The sequence below is a fragment of the Sphingobium sp. SG1 genome, assembly GCF_057063145.1.
The window spans coordinates 1-14,902 of the sequence record NZ_JBVVOJ010000019.1 but is presented as its reverse complement, the minus strand read 5'-3'; the positions used below and the strand labels follow the sequence as shown (position 1 = coordinate 14,902).

Genomic DNA, 14,902 nt, shown 5'->3' with positions numbered 1-14,902 from the left:
TTTATTGAACCCCCGTGGTTCGCTCGACTAGGCCAGAGGCCGTGTCAGTTTTGGGATCGCGCCCGTAATAGTCGGTTTTCTGATTGTGGATGCAGAGCACTTCGAGGCCTCGGCGCAGCCGGATTGTCCTGTAAACCCCGTGCAGCACCACATATTCATCGCGCACATCGAAGGAGGCGATGGCTTCCGATCCATCAGGATTGACGACGAAGAACGCCGGCAATTCACGCTGGTTGGGGAAGCGCATCACGGTGAACTGTCCATTGTCAGACACTTCGGAGGGCTGGATGGCCGTCGATCCTTGCATGATGTAATCGGCGTTGCGTGTGCCTTCCAGCACGCCAATATCGAGCGCGGACTTCACCGCGCCGCGTTCCAAGGCTTTCAGCTGGGCCAGCTGGGCCATTGCGGCTTGCGCCTGCGCCTCGGCCGCTTCCTGTTCAGGATAGCGGAAAACGACCGTATAGAAGCCGCTGCCGCGCTGCGTTGGCGACAGAGCGAAGCGGTAGCTGCGCGGGCCGTAGCGTGAACGGGTTATGACTGTCAGGTTCGTGCGACCCGCGCGCTCGCGCGGTTTGATGAAAAGCGAATTGGCAGCCGGTGCGACTTCCCAAGACACGGTATCGCCCAACGCCACATGCTCGACTACTTCATCCTTGGCGAAGACGATTTCCGTGGCGATGCGGAATACACCCGGAATCTCATAGACTTGCCGATCATTGTAGTTCGCTTCACGAACCCGGTGATCGAGCACCGTCGCATGAGGCGTTTCTTCGGCCATCGCCGGCGACGCAGCTAGCGCGATCGCGAGCGCAAACGGGGCGCTCCACTTCAACACGGTCATTGGGGCACCTCCACGTCAGCGCGATAGCTCTCGACCTGATAGCCAAGCGGATTCTTGAAGCGGTCCACTTCCTTGCTCGGCGTGCCATCGACCTTGTATTTGATGGTCGCGACGGCATCGGTTTTGGTCGAGTTCGAGCCGGTCACAGATTCCTTAGTGAAATAGACCTGCGCGACGTTGCCGCCCAGGAACGACACCCGCTTGATTTCGACAAAAACATCAGTGCGGTTCGCAAGGATGTTTTGCGGACTTTGGGGATTGTCGGTCTTGTAGAAGCGTGACCACCGATCCTGTTCGGGCCGCGCCGACATGACCATGACCGCATCGAAATATTCTTCGCGAGCGGCCGCTATCCAGCCTTCGCGATAGCGGACATAGGTAGCGAGGAAATACTTACGGACCGCCTCGTCATAGGTGATCGTCGCGTCACCGTGGAGCTTGGCGGCGATCGACGCCTCGCCCGTGTTACGGTCCACCGTGATAACATATGGCTCGACCGTTTTTAGAGGCGTCAGGGCTGCAACGGCCACAACGCCAGCAGTCGCCAGGGCGCCAGCAACGCCAGCGACGACCCACGCCAGCTTTTTGGAGCGCTCGGCCGCCGCAAGCTTGTCACGTTCCCAGCTTGCAGCCTCTTCAAAATAGGCTTTCAGCTCGTCCTTTGGAATACCAACTGCCATCGTAACACCTCAGCAATTCGAGTAGATCGGGCCGCGCAGCGAGGCGCTTAGACGCGGCACTTCGACCGCCCGCGATGCGTCCGACTGTTCATTGCCCGGAGTGGAGGGGTCTGCCGGGGCCGCGTCCGGCGTTGCCGGTGCACCCTGATTGAACACGTCCACATTTGCCGGCGCGGTTCGCTGTGCGGCCTGCTCCGGGATTGAGGGGAGGGTAAGCCCATGCGGATTTGCAGGCCGCATCGGCCCCTCACATTTGGCTGGCTTTTTGACGGGCTGACCTGCGCAGGCCGCCAGCGCCAGGCAGATTCCGAGTCCAAGCAACTTGCGCATATTCGTTCCCTCAAGCTCTGGTGATTGTGTTTCGGTTGCGCCAACGGCGAACCGCCGACGAGAAGCCCCGCCCCATGCTGGCCCCCATGGCGCGGGCATCGCTGGCCGCGTGCCCTGCGCCCGTTGCAACTGCCCCGCCACCCTTCGTCACCGCGTTGCCGAACTGCGTCACCATTGCAGCCGCGCCGCCGCCAAGTGAGGCAGCTATTCCGGGGATTTGGATGAAGAAAAAGCAGGCGAGAATGTAGAACGCGATGATCCGGATACAGGTGCTCCAGATGTTGTCAAAATCGCCATCGAATGTTGCTGTTGCCGATTCAGCGACATTGGCCACAACGAGCACAAGAAGCATCGCAAATAGCGACAACATCAGAAAGTTGAGGACGCTGCCGAGCCATGAGAAGAAGTAGCTTCTGGTGGAATCAAACAGCAGCGCTGCTACGAAGATCGGCCCGACCACCGCCAGACAGGCGAGCGCAAACAGCGCATAGAGCACGATCACAAAGCCGACAGCCAGTGCGAACAGAGCCGCGATCGCTGTCAAAAGAATGATGATAGTGGCACCGATACACAGCATAATTGCGGCCGCAGCGCCGGGAATATCAGTCAGTGAGGCGTGTTCCTCTGCGTATTTCTCGGTCGCATCCTGCATCGCGAGCAGTGCATCATCGACCCGCGCCCACATCCCATCGAAAGACCCACCAACGCCGTCCGGTGAGCCGCCTACGATCGAGGCAAACTCATGCGGCAGGCCGGTCACGATCATCTGTGCGAGCGATGCTCCATAGAGGTTTGTCACAGCATAATAGAGCGCGGCCAGCATAAGCGAGCGATAGACATATTCGCGGAAGGGGTATTGCACGGCCCCGCGCATAATCGCGTAGCCTAGCAGGATTATGTAAATGATCATGCCAGTGCGGAGCGGTCCAGCGATCCACCCAACAAACCCAGCATAGTTGGACACAACTACCGAATTGAGTTCGTTGGTGAAGCCCTGATAGGCATTCGTAAATAGATCGTATTCCACCAGACCGCTCCGATTAGATATAATTCAAGCTGTTATTACAGCCTTACATTCCAGCTGCCTTCCGTGCTCGCGCACGCTGCTCATCACGTTTCCGCGACCTTTCAATGGAGGCGATTTTGTTCTTTATGCCTCCGCAATTGCGAGCCACTGGCATGGGGAGGTCCGACTGTTTGAGTTCGCTGTTCACGATCTTGTCGCACTCAGCGACGATCACCGGAATCTGATCTTCATGAGTTTTGAGCCAATCAACGTCATGATAGGTCATTAAAATCTCGGGAAATGTGGGCGCGCGTTCGCAGCCGGCGAGCAAGCCGGCTGCGCTGATCGCAAGAAGGACCATTTTCTTCATGGTCAAATTCCAGCTGCCGCCCGCGCTCGCGCACGCTGCTCATCGCGTTTGCGCGACCTGTCCGCAAAAGCTTCGGCCGTGTGCGCCGCGGCCTCCGCTCTGCGCGCTCGCTCCAACGCTTCGACGCGGAGCTGGTCGTTCATCATCGACGCGCTTTCGAGCTGGATGCGCGCTTGAAGGTCAGCAACTTCCTTGGCTGTTGATGCGGTCGCAAGTCGATTGCGCAGCTCTTCCAGACCCTCACCGCGCGATGTGGCCGCTTCGCCCATGCCTTCGGCCATGGCCTTGTCCATCGCGATCGAGCGAGCTGTCTGATAGCGAACGTCAGTCTGATCGCCATTCGCGGATACGCCGAGACGTTCGAGCATGTCCTGATAGATCGCATCAGATCGCCCGCCGTAGCTGCCGCCGCCGCCAAAATCGCCGCGCGCCATGCGTTCGAGCGAGTTCACATCAACGCCCAGGGTGCGAAGTGAATCCGTCTTAAGCTGGTTGGCGATCGAGGAAACATCGGTCAGCTGGTTCAACCCTTGGTAGAGCTGCTGCGCTTCCGCAATCTGCTGGCGACCTTGCTCGATCATCTGCATGGTCTTCTGGATTTGTTCGATATGCTTGAGCACGGACGTGCTATCGAACACAGGGATACCCTGCGCACTGGCTGGCGTCGCGGCCGCAAGGCTCCCGATCGACACAGCCGCCAAGATAAGCTGCTTCATAGTCTCACTCCTTTCAGCTTGGGCGCCGGCGCCGGTGAAATTCCGGCAACCAGAGCTTCGGATCATTGCCCAGTTCGGCAATCACTTCGCGGGCCACGCCCGTTGTTTCAGCGCGCCCCGACAGCACGGCCAGTTCATCGTCCATGCCAATGAGATCCAGGCCGACCACAACGGAGTCATGGCCCTGCTTCACGAGGAATTTGCGGCTTTCCGGCGACAGCTCTTCGCGCACCAGCTTAAATTCCGCCTCCGAGAGCGAGAAGCCCTCGATGTAATCCCGGCGCTGGCCGAACGGATTGGGCAGGAAGATTTTCGTCGCTACCTGCTCCAAGATCGAATGGCTGATCGTGGACCGCAGCGCGTCCGCAGGCGACTGTGTTGCAAAGACGAGGAACGCATTGCGCTTGCGGTATGTCTTGAGGCCATCCTGCGCGAATGCCGTGAACGCCGGATCGGCCAGCGCCTTCCAAAATTCGTCAATCGCAATAACCATGCGCTCGCCTGTCAGGAGCGCGTCTATCCGCTCGAACAGGTAGAGCATGACCGGCGTGCGGATTTCCGCGTTTTCGAGGAAGTCGGTCATATCGAAGCCCACAAAGCGGGCTTCGAGCGACATGGAATCTTCCTCATTATCGAAAACCCAGCCAAGGTTCCCCTCGGAGGTCCACTTGACCAGGCGCGCGCCGACGCCGCCCGAGTCCGACATGCCGAGCATGGTCCGCAGCGCCGACAGCGAGCGTTGCTCGCGTGGCAGCTTCATCACAGCTTCAATGCCATCGTCGATCAGGTGCGATTCCTGCACCGTGATCGGCGCACCCTCTTGCTTCACCAGCTGGCGGATGAAGCGACCGAGGAACGCGCGATGGGAAGCCGTATTGTCGAGCGCCTTGAGCGGAGCGAAGCCCGTAGGCTCCCCGTTGCGCAGCGCGAGATAGGTGCCGCCGCTGGCTCGGACAAAAATTTCCGCGCCCTGATCCTTGTCGATGAAGATATGGCGCGCATTGAACTTTTCGAGCTGCGCCATCAGGAAGTTGACGAGCACCGTCTTGCCGCCGCCCGATGGACCAATGACCATCGAATGGCCCAGGTCCGCCGAATGGAAATTGAAGTAATAGGGGCTGCGAGCGCTTGTCTTGAGCAAGGCGACCGCAGGCCCCCAATGATTGCCGTCTTCGTGCCCTGCCGGGAACGTATGGAAGGGCGAGAACGCCGAGAAATTATATGACGTGATCGGCGCGGGGCGCGCCCTCCACGCGAAATTGCCGACCAGCTGCGACCAATAGGCAGCTTCCAGCGCCGCGCTTTCGCGGGCGGCGACCATGCCCGTATCGGCCAGCGCAGCGCGCGCGATCGACATGTTATCGCGCAGCTTTTTCAAATCTTCCGCGAACACCGTCAGCGTGAAATGATGGTCGCCCAGCACAAAGCGGTTCGACTGCAAATCGTCGGCCGCGTCGATCAGTTCATCCATCTGACTGATCGCCTTGTCACCGGCGTTCGCCATTTGGGTCTGGCGAAGCCGGAACCGTTCTGTTGCCGCTGTGCGCGACAGAAACGTGAACGACTGCGTTATGGCGAGGCTGAAATCGACCGAGAGCAGCGATTCAAACTGGCGCGGCGTTGTCGATGACGGATACTCGCGAATGCCGAAAATGCCGCCGAACATCGAATGATCGGCGTCGCGGACCTCAAATGTTTCAGCGCCGATGATGGCGCGGCTCGCATAGAGCGCCGATCCGAGACGGCCACGAACCAGAGGACAGCGCCGATAGCGCCCGGTCATCACCTGGTTCAATATTTCCAGCGGTTCGGAGAACAGAAGGCCCCGGTGCTCATAGATGCCGACACGGCGCGGACGAACGCGCAGCAGCAGCTTTTCCAGATCGCGAACCTTGTCTTCCAGCAGCTCTAGGGCTTCCGCGATATTGGCGTTCTTGTCCTCCTGCTTCTTGCGCAGGAAATCCATCAGCTTGTCGGTCGCGTTTGCTGTCGGGCGGATCACAACCGTCATGAAGAAGCGGTTGCGGAACATGCGTTCCGCCGTCATCCGCTCATAATATTTTTGATCGAGCTGCGCGGCGAAATGCGAGCGGAACGTGCCGCCTGGATAGTCGCGCACGCGCATCCGCAGCATGTGCGTCCAGATTGAAAGCCGCTCATCATGGATGTTGCGCCAGACCCCGTTGAGGCGCGTGTGCCAATCGTTCAGATCGCGCACGTCCGAAGTCTCGAAAGGACGGCCATCCAGTTCGAGCATGAGCATCAGGTCGCCACTATCGAGGGCGACCACATGTTCATTGACATGCCGCGAATACGGCAGGAACTTCTCGGGCATTTCCTCCCGCTTGGCCTTGTCAAAAGGCACCTTCTCCGCGAGCGCGCTCTTACCGAACACCACGACCAAATCCCTTTCGTTTGATTCCGTAGAGCGGCAGCGGCGTGTAGCTCGACCCACCCCAAAAGACGCGGTTCCGGTTCGCCGCTTTGGTCCGGCCCCACAGGAAGATCAGCCGGAATGCGTTCACATCATGTCGAACGATAAGCCGCGCCATCGCATAAAGTGCGACGGCGGCCGCGCCGCCGTAGAGAGGATTGCCCGAACCAACCAACGTGATTGCGCCCGCCATGATGATGAGCGCGCCCGCTTCAATGGGAACACCCGCCCACAAAGCGGGGCGGGTGACGGCCAAGAACAGCGGGTCTTTTGTCATTTCTTCCTGACCGTCCATCCCCGATCACCCCGTAATCGTGTCGACGATCCACGGCGCGGAGAACACGATCACCACGCCAACTACGACCGTGACGAGCATCTGCACCGACGCGCGGCCGAGGAACCACAGAAGGCCGACGACGATGATCGCAATGATCGCCAGCGTGCGGAGCAGACCGTTGCTCAGCAGGCCGAGAATATTGTCGGCCAGGCCTTCAAAGTTTGCCTGCGCAAAAGCCGGCTCCGCTACGAGCAGGCTTGCCAGCAGCGACAGGGGCAGCGCGCGCACCATGAGCGGCGAGGGCTTGAGACGCGCGAGCAGCGCATCGAGCCGGGATTCAGCCTTGATCTTCCAGATACGAAACATTCGACAACTCCTATCTTCGCCTTACGAACCAATCCGCGCGTGTTGGGCGCGGCCAAAAACATCCCACGCAGGCGGTGGAGGCGGTGGAGCCGCCTCCATGTTCTCCGCTGCGATTTCCGCCAGCTCCACCGGCACACGACCGGCGCCAGTGTCGCTTATGGCGGCGCTGGCGGGCTGATCGCCCACGATGACAGTCGGGATTGCGGTCGCAGGCCGACCGCTGACGCGCCGGCCTGCATTTTCCACGCGGGCGACATAACCGTTGCGGAAACCTCTCGATTGAGAGCCTGTGTTATACATGCTGAGTGCGACCCGAAGGGCCTCTTGCGGGGTGCGACCCGTCTTGGCCGAACGGAAATTGGACAGGAGCACCCGGCCTGCCGCTTCGACATTGGCGCACTGCTTGAAAACAGTGTCCCACGTCAGGCCGAGCCAGCCCATGTTGCGTGAATTTATTTGGCCGAGGCCGAGATCCACGCTGTAACCGCGCGCGACATAGGAACGCGCGGTCGCGATGGCCTCAGCCTCATTACGCGGACGGCGCGGCTGACTGGCCACGCCGTTGACGTTGATCGCAAAAACATAGTTCGAAGATTCCGCATCTACGATCGCGGCGATCGTATGCGGTGCTACCGCTGGGGCGCATTGCGCCGCAAGCGAGAGAACGGCTCCGGTTTCGAGGAACACGCTCCCGCTCCCGGTCAGTTGCGCGGCTGATAGTAGGTCTGTTGCCGCCCGTCAGTCCAAGTGACCGTCAAGCGCCCAGGCCTCCCATCATCCGGCTTCTTGTATTTGGTCTTGGCGATGCCCCCGCCCGTGCATGTCGGGAAGCTGCCGCCGAGAGCCAGCACCCGCCACAGTTTCGTTATCGGTGGAACACAGGCTGGATATTGCGTCGGACCACCCGGGTTGGAGATGCACAGCACAACCTCACATGCCCAAGTATTATCCGACGCTACAGCGGGGGTCGATTGCACCGCAGCCCCCACCAGGGCGGTCGCGAGCGCGAAATTAAAAGCTTTCATCGCTTTCTCCCTCGTCATCGAGATTTATGCACATATCACGATGAGGGGGAAAGGGAAGCCTAAAACGCCAATTTGTTGCCGCATTGTTTGTCGGGAACCAATCGGATATGGTCATCCTCATATCCGTAATCGAGCACGACATGCCGCACAGCGCTTGACAGTCGTTTGTAGGTTTTAAGCGTCGGTTGCTCGAATAGGCAGACATTCAGCCACTTATCACCACGCCACGATACTTTCACATTAATGATCCATTCGCTCGATGGCAGTTGCGCAATCTCGACCGCTTGGATCATTCCCCCAGCAGGGCGGCGGGTGGTTAGTTCGCGCTCAAGGATCGGATCATACTGCCAATCGTCGCTATGCGGCATCGTGATTTATTCCCTTTTACCGATTAGGCTATGTCTATCCTCGCTTTGAAGGCGAGGGCAACCCGGCTTGTCGTCTCTTGCCGTGCGCGCACATAAACGTCATGAAATGTGCGCGCACGCTTATAAGCGCGACAGAACGCCTCTTATTCAATGCGATGTTATGGCACGACCTAAACGACAGGAAGACCCGCTTCTCCCGGTTCCCTTGCCCCGGCGTCGGCCGAGCCGCGCCAACACGCGCGCGCTCGCAACATGGGTGAAGCCCGAGCTGGTTCACGAGATAAACGCTTTGGCCCAGGACGAGCAAACGTCCGTCTCTGCGCTCTTGGAAGAGGCCGCGATCAATCTACTCCGCGAACGCGGGATCGAGTTTCCTGATTACATGCGACACTATCGCAAGGACGTGATCGAAGTCGCCCCATAAGCGTGTTGACACGCTTATTCTTGCCAACCCTTGAAACTTGAGCCAGTTATGACCCGCTGATTCCACCCTGGAGTCGGCGATTCATCTGTTGCGTATGGGGTGGCTCCCCGTCTGCAACAGGCAACAAAAAACCCTCGCTTGGCTGAGCGAGGGCTGTTTGTGCCACCAAAAAAGGCGGGCTTCCCAATTCCGTCCCTTATCGGTGGCACAGTGGCGAAAGTCAATCCTGAAAGCGTGCTTTCGGGAGCGATGATGCTTGGCCTCGCGAGACCGACAAAGGGAGGTCCGCATGACCACTTCCATAGGCGCCGTGCTGCGTAGCACAGGCCTCGCCACGATCGACCGCGCCTTGCTAGCGCGTGCCGAAAAACCGCGCGTGAAAGTCTGGGCCGGCAGCATCGCCGTAGGCCACGAAAAGCGGGCAAAGGCTTACACGCCGATCCGCAATGCCCGCCAGATGCGCGAGATGATCGAAGCCGCCAAGCTCTACGAGCGGCAGACGCTCGCGCAGCGGCGGACAACCACACCGCGCATTCGCAACGGCGCGATCGGACAGGCCGGCATCCAGATTATCGAGTTCCTGGCCCGCGTCATCGACTATAGCACCGGCGCGTTGTTCCCCAGTCTTCACACCATCATGGAGGGAACCGGCCTCAGCAAAAATTGCGTCGTTCAGGCGCTTTCGCGCCTCAAAGACGCGCGTATTATCGACTGGTTCCGGCGCTACGAGCCGGTTCCCGATCACGAAGCGCAAGGCGCTGGCCCGCGCATCAAACAGGCCACGAACGCCTATCGCTTCCTCTTCCCCGCCTTCCTCTCAAAAATCTTCGCCGCTCGCCGCCGTCGCGGCATCGCGGCTGACCCAGCCCCCGCTTGCGAACAGTATCGCCAGATCGAGGCGGCGCGCGACATGGAGCGCATGAGGGATCAGCTGCCACTATGGGAGCTAACCCGCGAAGAGCGGGACAAGCGCGAGCTGGCCGACATTCTCGCCAGCCTGGGCGAAGCGATTGAGGCGAAAGAACGTGAGTCATCCGCGAGTGAAGAGAACCGACGGAGATATTTATAATGAATGGCCCTAGTCGGGCCATGCGCGATATTGGCATATATCCCGACCGTTTGCCCGCATCCGTGAAATGTGTATAAATCCCAATGTCGGGATACCGTTGACGAAAGAAGTTCGATGCAGATGGACGTCGAAGCACGCGCACGTCAGATCGTAGCGGATATGGGCGGCCACTGGCGCGGCTCATATGGCATGGTTTGCTGCCCAGCCCACAACGACCGCAATCCGTCGCTCCAAGTCACCCCCGGCAAGAAGGCCGTCCTGTTCAAATGTTGGGCCGGTTGCAGCCAGGAGGCCGTATGGTCCGCGCTCAACAGCCGCAAAATCAATCGCCACACCAGCGGCGAGACGGTCGATCGCGCGCCCGAACCCTCGCGCCGGAAGCTCGCCCTGCAACTATGGGATTCCGCCGTTCCGATCGCGGGCACCGCGGCTGAACGCTATCTGCGTTCGCGCGCGATCGACCCAACCGGCCTCAAGGTCCGCTTCGCTCCGCGCTGCATCGTTGGTCCGCCCGACGCCCGCGAAGAGCATCCTGCCCTTCTCGTGCCGTTCGAGGCCGACGAAGGCATAATCGCCGTGCAGCGGATCTTGCTCGACCCAGCAACCGGCGAGAAGCGCTACCATGCGGCGCTGCGCGAGGCAAAATTGACGCTCGGCCTGGTCCGACACGCCGCCATGCGGATCGGCGGCCAGCCAACCGGCGATGTTCTGCGCCTCGCGGAAGGCTTCGAGGAAGCCGTTTCCGTCACCCAGCTTAGTGACGGGAAATTCAAGGTGTGGGGCGCTGGCGGCATTCGCCGCTATGGCCTGATCGCGATCCCCGAACGCATCCGCAAAATCGTCATCTACTCGCAACACGGCCAGGAAGCCGCACAGGCCATAGAGGACGCGCGCAACCACCTCACTGCCAACGACCGCGAACTGAAAATCATCCTCCCGCCAGCCCCGGCGCCGATGGACTGGAACGACATTCTTCAGGAGAGAGCCAGGTGCTGATCCGAGGTTTCAAAAAATGGCCGCGAAATCAGCAAATCGCGTTGCCAATTCTCTCCATCTTCGCGTTCGGGGCGCTGTTCAATCAGATGCAGGCGAGAAATAGTGAGCCGGTTTCGATCCACGTCGAGAACCCGCGCATTATCGACGGCGATACGCTCGAAACGCTCGATAAAAAGCGGGTGCGGTTGTCGGGAATTGATGCGCCGGATGAGGACGGCAAGGGCAATGTGCCGAAGATCGCAGCGCAGCTCTATTTGGAAGAGCTGGTGAAACAAAATGGCGGCATGGATTGCACGAGCGATTTTCAGGACGAAAAGCTGACGATCGAGCCGATATGCAACACGCGGCGGACAAGCTGGGGCCGATCTAACCTGTCGTGTCGGTTTCGGTCGAATGGGGCATCTGTTTCGGCAACGATGGTGCGCCATGGATATGCCGTCGATTACAGGCAACATTCAGGGCTGGCCTATGCCCGTTTCATGAAAGACGCTGCCGATGAGCGACGAGGCCTTTGGGGTGTCGATTACGAGGCGATGAGGAATCTGGCGATCGAGAGGGGCCAGCTGCCGAACAAGTGCAAATGATCGGAGCCGGGAACCTGCCCTATTCCACCACACGGCTGCGCCGCGCGGCTCCACGGAGCCAGCAAAGCCGTCTCCGCCCATTCGGGTGACGGTCAGGGCTATAAGGGAAGATCAGCATGCATGATGCGACGCGAACGACGATGCAGGCCGCGCCCAGGCACAGTGCATCGCCGCGCGTCGAGGCGATCGCGGCATGGCTGATCGCCGCGCTTATTCTAGCAGGCGGCGGGATCGTCGCACGCCTGATTGTCGATTATCCGCAGTTCCTGCCGAACTGCTATATCGGCTTCCTTATCTACCGGGCCGGTCCCGCCGCCACCTTGCTATGGGCCTGCGCCGGCGCGACCATCACCGTCAGTGCAGCGCCGAGGCGTCCCGTTCTCCTGATCGCACTGGTTGGCTCGATCGCCGCGTGCTTCGCGCTCTCCGGGCTTTGATCTCTAACCCCATGCCTTGCGTTGATAATTCAAGCATTAACCCTGGAACACCACCATCCATTATCCAATCAGGCTCACAGCGTTTTCATGAGCAGGTCCCCTCACGATTATCATAGACGCTTGCGGGCGGTTGATGAGCGCGCCGCAGCTCTCCGCGCTGAATCAGAACGCTGGCAAGCCTTATGGAATGAAGCTGGCGCAGATCAGGTCGATCCTCCCATTGTCGCAAAGCCCCCACGCCGCCGCTGGTTCTCCTTCTTAAAGCGACCGTAATAGGTTGAGCGGCCCAGGGCCGCGCCCCGTCAGTGGTGGCAGCTGCCACCGGGGGAACACCAAGGGCACCCGCCCTTTCGTTCCCGAAGCATAATCGACAGGACCGGGTTGCCCGACAAGTTCGGCCAGTTCCGGCGCGCTCGCGCGCCGGGGCCTCCCTAGTCGCGCCGCCCGCACCACTCCCATCGATTTTGCTTCCCCCTCCCCATCCCGCGCTTCGCCAGCGGGTCAGAGCCGCAGGCCGCAGGCAGCGGCTTCGCCTAAAGGAGTGAAAAATGACCATCCAGACCATCCAACTGAACAAGCTGGCGCTTTCCGACCTCAACGTGCGGAAGGTGAAGCCCAAGGAAATCGAAGCCCTCGCAGCCGACATTCAGGCGCGGGGCGTGCTGCAAAACCTGATCGGCTACGACGAAGACGGCAAGATCAGGATTTGCGCCGGAGGGCGGCGCTACCGGGCCTTGAAGCTGTTGCAGAAGGCAAAGGCTATCCCCGGCACTTTCGAGGTTCCCGTTGAAATCCGCAGCAAGGACGAGGCGCTGGAAATCTCGCTTGCCGAGAACGCGCAGCGCGAGGACATGCACCCCGCCGATGCCATCGCAGCCTATCGGGCGATCATCGACAGCGGCAAGGACGTTGACGATGTTGCAGCATCGTTCGGCGTCTCCCCCGCCTATGTCCGCCGAGTGTTGAAACTGGCGGCGCTGCACCCGACCATTCTCAAAGCCTTCCAGAAAGACGAAATCGGCATGGGCGCGGCGCAGGCTTTCGCGCTGACCGACGATCAGGACCGCCAACTTGAGGTTTTCAAGCGCACCGGCGACAACGCCCACCAAATCCGCGCCATGCTCACCCAGGAGAAGGTTGCCGATACCGACAAGCATTTTCGCATTGTAGGCGAGGAAGCCTATTGCGCCGCAGGCGGCACCTTCACGACCGATCTTTTCGGAGAACGTCGCTACTGCGATGATGCGGGCCTTGTCATGGACCTTGTGCAAGATCGGCTCGACGCCATCGCCAAGGCGGCGCGCGAAGATGGCTGGCGCGATGCGGAAGGGCAGCTCTACCGGCCTGATTCCTACTGGATGCGCGGCCATCTGGAACCCGCTGGCGAGCGCGATCCGACCGAGGAAGAAACCGCGCAGCTGGTCGAGATCGAGGCGGCAATCGCCAAGCGGGAAAGCGAGGTGGACGAGGACGAGCACGACTATGACGACGAGTTGCGCGCCCTGACCCGCAAGCAGGACGCTATCATATCGGCTTGCCGCGTTTTCACTGCCGAGCAGAAGGCCGAGCACTCCCTAATCGTCTTCATCGGCCATGACGGTATCGAACAGGTTGCGTTCACCCGCAACGCCAAGGGCACCGCCGATGGCCCCAAGCCTCCCCGCCCCGACTACTCGCAGAAAGTCATGGATCAGCTGGGCGGCATCCGCACGATGGCGGTTCGGGAAGCCCTTGCCAGCGACCCGGAACTGGCGCTGGACGTGCTCTTGACGGGCCTTTTGGGACAGGTTCGCGGCAATGCCTATTCGTGGCAACAGGCCGCCGAAATCACTGCCGAAAAGAACCGCTTCCATGTTGACGATGCGGTCATGGGCCAATCCACGATTGCCGACATTGACGAGATCGCGAGGGCCGATCTTGACCGCTTGGCCGAAACACCCACGCTGGACGACATGCGCCAGATGGACAGTGAAGCGAAATTGCGGCTGTTGGCCTACTGCGTTGCCTCGCAGATCACGAGCCTTTCGTTCCACAGCGATCGCGACCGCCAGCTAGCGCAGATCGTCGCGGCCGCGCAGATCGACATGGCCGACAAGTGGGAACCTAATCAGGTATTCTATGACCAGCTTAGCAAGGCCACGCTCTTGAAGCTGCTGGCCGAAGGTTGCGGCAACGACGCTGTAGAGAATTGCCAGACCATGAAGCGCTCTGACCTTGCCGTGACGGTCAACGAGCGCCTTGCGGGGCGGCGTATCCTGCCCCCCGCCCTTCGACCCTCTGCCTTGCCCGATGCCGCCGATAGCGAAAGCCAAGCGGCATGACGGCACGGGGAGCGCGCTTCACTCCCGCGCTCCCCGCAAACTTGGGGGCGGTGGCAGCTGCCACCGCCCCGCCTTTGCGATTAGCGAATGCGCCTGTTGAGGAAGAAAATTCCGATGGGTGCGACGAACAGCGCAAAGCACCACAGCATCATGTTGATGAACAGCTTGAGCACGATCAGGATCAGCGCTGGCATGACGAATATCGTGTTGCCGCGCATCGTATCCATTGCCGTGTCCCAAACCATCTTGGCAAACGGGAATAGTGCCGTGCAGATCAGAAAATAGATAATCAGGAACGGGGTTTTCGGGCCTAGCGCCATCATGAAGGCGAAGAACAGAGCGCCAAAAATATAGGCCCGGATGAGGTAGCGTGGCTCTACGGCCCCAAATATTCTGCGAACGAACTCCATTTCTGATCCACCTGCTGTTTCATCTGACAACTGGTTTAGATTCCACACAAAATCATGCAACCCGCCGCCATAATGAGCGGCCAGGGCCGCGCGCCTAGTAGTCTGTCAGCTGCCACATAGGATCGAGCGGCCCAGGGCCGCGCGTTGCCGGTGGTGGCAGCTGCCACCGGGGAACACCAAGGGCACCCGCCCTTTCGTTCCCGAAGCATAATCGACAGGACCGGGTTGCCCGACAAGTTCGGCCA

At 60.1% G+C, this 14,902-nt stretch carries 18 protein-coding genes; 5 read left to right on the top strand and 13 right to left on the bottom strand.

The window, feature by feature from the left end:
- Position 1 precedes the first annotated feature (1 nt).
- From AC0KVN_RS23895 to AC0KVN_RS23840, 12 genes are read right to left on the bottom strand one after another with little or no spacing between them, the layout of a single operon-like run.
- Positions 2 to 844 carry a TrbG/VirB9 family P-type conjugative transfer protein gene (locus AC0KVN_RS23895; RefSeq protein ID WP_004213222.1) on the bottom strand — a complete coding sequence of 281 codons (843 nt, stop codon included), beginning with the start codon at positions 842 to 844 and terminating at the stop codon, positions 2 to 4.
- On the bottom strand, positions 841 to 1,524 hold the full coding sequence (locus tag AC0KVN_RS23890; RefSeq protein ID WP_004213217.1) for a VirB8 family type IV secretion system protein: 684 nt from the start codon (positions 1,522 to 1,524) through the stop codon (positions 841 to 843). The genes AC0KVN_RS23895 and AC0KVN_RS23890 overlap by 4 nt, the downstream gene beginning before the upstream one ends.
- Before the next feature lie 9 nt (positions 1,525 to 1,533).
- Positions 1,534 to 1,854, bottom strand: a complete 321-nt coding sequence (locus AC0KVN_RS23885) for a hypothetical protein (RefSeq protein ID WP_267253193.1) — start codon at positions 1,852 to 1,854, stop codon at positions 1,534 to 1,536.
- A gap of 10 nt (positions 1,855 to 1,864) precedes the next feature.
- Entirely contained in the window at positions 1,865 to 2,881 is a 1,017-nt protein-coding gene (locus AC0KVN_RS23880) for a TrbL/VirB6 family protein (protein ID WP_004213214.1), read from the bottom strand.
- Between the two features lie 43 nt (positions 2,882 to 2,924).
- Positions 2,925 to 3,230: an EexN family lipoprotein gene (locus AC0KVN_RS23875; RefSeq protein WP_006949657.1), complete on the bottom strand. Its 306-nt coding sequence runs from the start codon at positions 3,228 to 3,230 to the stop codon at positions 2,925 to 2,927.
- Between the two features lie 2 nt (positions 3,231 to 3,232).
- Positions 3,233 to 3,946 carry a type IV secretion system protein gene (locus tag AC0KVN_RS23870; protein ID WP_006949655.1) on the bottom strand — a complete coding sequence of 238 codons (714 nt, stop codon included), beginning with the start codon at positions 3,944 to 3,946 and terminating at the stop codon, positions 3,233 to 3,235.
- A 13-nt stretch (positions 3,947 to 3,959) separates the two neighbouring features.
- Positions 3,960 to 6,344 carry a VirB4 family type IV secretion/conjugal transfer ATPase gene (locus AC0KVN_RS23865; RefSeq protein ID WP_063976936.1) on the bottom strand — a complete coding sequence of 795 codons (2,385 nt, stop codon included), beginning with the start codon at positions 6,342 to 6,344 and terminating at the stop codon, positions 3,960 to 3,962.
- Positions 6,331 to 6,675 (bottom strand): VirB3 family type IV secretion system protein, encoded by a 345-nt coding sequence (locus AC0KVN_RS23860; protein WP_006949650.1) that lies wholly within the window; start codon positions 6,673 to 6,675, stop codon positions 6,331 to 6,333. The genes AC0KVN_RS23865 and AC0KVN_RS23860 overlap by 14 nt, the downstream gene beginning before the upstream one ends.
- 6 nt (positions 6,676 to 6,681) lie before the next feature.
- Positions 6,682 to 7,023: a TrbC/VirB2 family protein gene (locus AC0KVN_RS23855; RefSeq protein ID WP_063976935.1), complete on the bottom strand. Its 342-nt coding sequence runs from the start codon at positions 7,021 to 7,023 to the stop codon at positions 6,682 to 6,684.
- Between the two features lie 21 nt (positions 7,024 to 7,044).
- Positions 7,045 to 7,710, bottom strand: coding sequence for a lytic transglycosylase domain-containing protein (locus AC0KVN_RS23850; RefSeq protein ID WP_063976934.1), 666 nt, complete (start codon positions 7,708 to 7,710; stop codon positions 7,045 to 7,047).
- A gap of 14 nt (positions 7,711 to 7,724) precedes the next feature.
- On the bottom strand, positions 7,725 to 8,048 hold the full coding sequence (locus tag AC0KVN_RS23845) for a hypothetical protein (protein ID WP_004213198.1): 324 nt from the start codon (positions 8,046 to 8,048) through the stop codon (positions 7,725 to 7,727).
- Positions 8,049 to 8,107: 59 nt separating this feature from the next.
- Positions 8,108 to 8,416, bottom strand: coding sequence for a hypothetical protein (locus tag AC0KVN_RS23840; RefSeq protein WP_063976933.1), 309 nt, complete (start codon positions 8,414 to 8,416; stop codon positions 8,108 to 8,110).
- A gap of 713 nt (positions 8,417 to 9,129) precedes the next feature.
- Between AC0KVN_RS23840 and AC0KVN_RS23835 the strand changes: the two genes are divergently transcribed.
- From AC0KVN_RS23835 to AC0KVN_RS23815, 5 genes are all read left to right on the top strand, one after another.
- Positions 9,130 to 9,909, top strand: a complete 780-nt coding sequence (locus AC0KVN_RS23835) for a hypothetical protein (protein ID WP_063976931.1) — start codon at positions 9,130 to 9,132, stop codon at positions 9,907 to 9,909.
- Positions 9,910 to 10,023: 114 nt separating this feature from the next.
- Complete coding sequence (locus tag AC0KVN_RS23830; RefSeq protein WP_483656422.1) at positions 10,024 to 10,905, top strand: DUF7146 domain-containing protein; 882 nt, start codon at positions 10,024 to 10,026, stop codon at positions 10,903 to 10,905.
- Complete coding sequence (locus AC0KVN_RS23825) at positions 10,899 to 11,489, top strand: thermonuclease family protein (protein ID WP_483656421.1); 591 nt, start codon at positions 10,899 to 10,901, stop codon at positions 11,487 to 11,489. The genes AC0KVN_RS23830 and AC0KVN_RS23825 overlap by 7 nt, the downstream gene beginning before the upstream one ends.
- A 116-nt stretch (positions 11,490 to 11,605) precedes the next feature.
- On the top strand, positions 11,606 to 11,926 hold the full coding sequence (locus AC0KVN_RS23820; RefSeq protein ID WP_063976890.1) for a hypothetical protein: 321 nt from the start codon (positions 11,606 to 11,608) through the stop codon (positions 11,924 to 11,926).
- 548 nt (positions 11,927 to 12,474) lie between these two features.
- Positions 12,475 to 14,247 carry a ParB/RepB/Spo0J family partition protein gene (locus AC0KVN_RS23815; protein ID WP_483656420.1) on the top strand — a complete coding sequence of 591 codons (1,773 nt, stop codon included), beginning with the start codon at positions 12,475 to 12,477 and terminating at the stop codon, positions 14,245 to 14,247.
- Between the two features lie 80 nt (positions 14,248 to 14,327).
- On the opposite strand, the gene AC0KVN_RS23810 is transcribed toward AC0KVN_RS23815, so the two are convergent.
- Entirely contained in the window at positions 14,328 to 14,657 is a 330-nt protein-coding gene (locus AC0KVN_RS23810) for a hypothetical protein (RefSeq protein ID WP_004213404.1), read from the bottom strand.
- Positions 14,658 to 14,902: the final 245 nt, after the last annotated feature.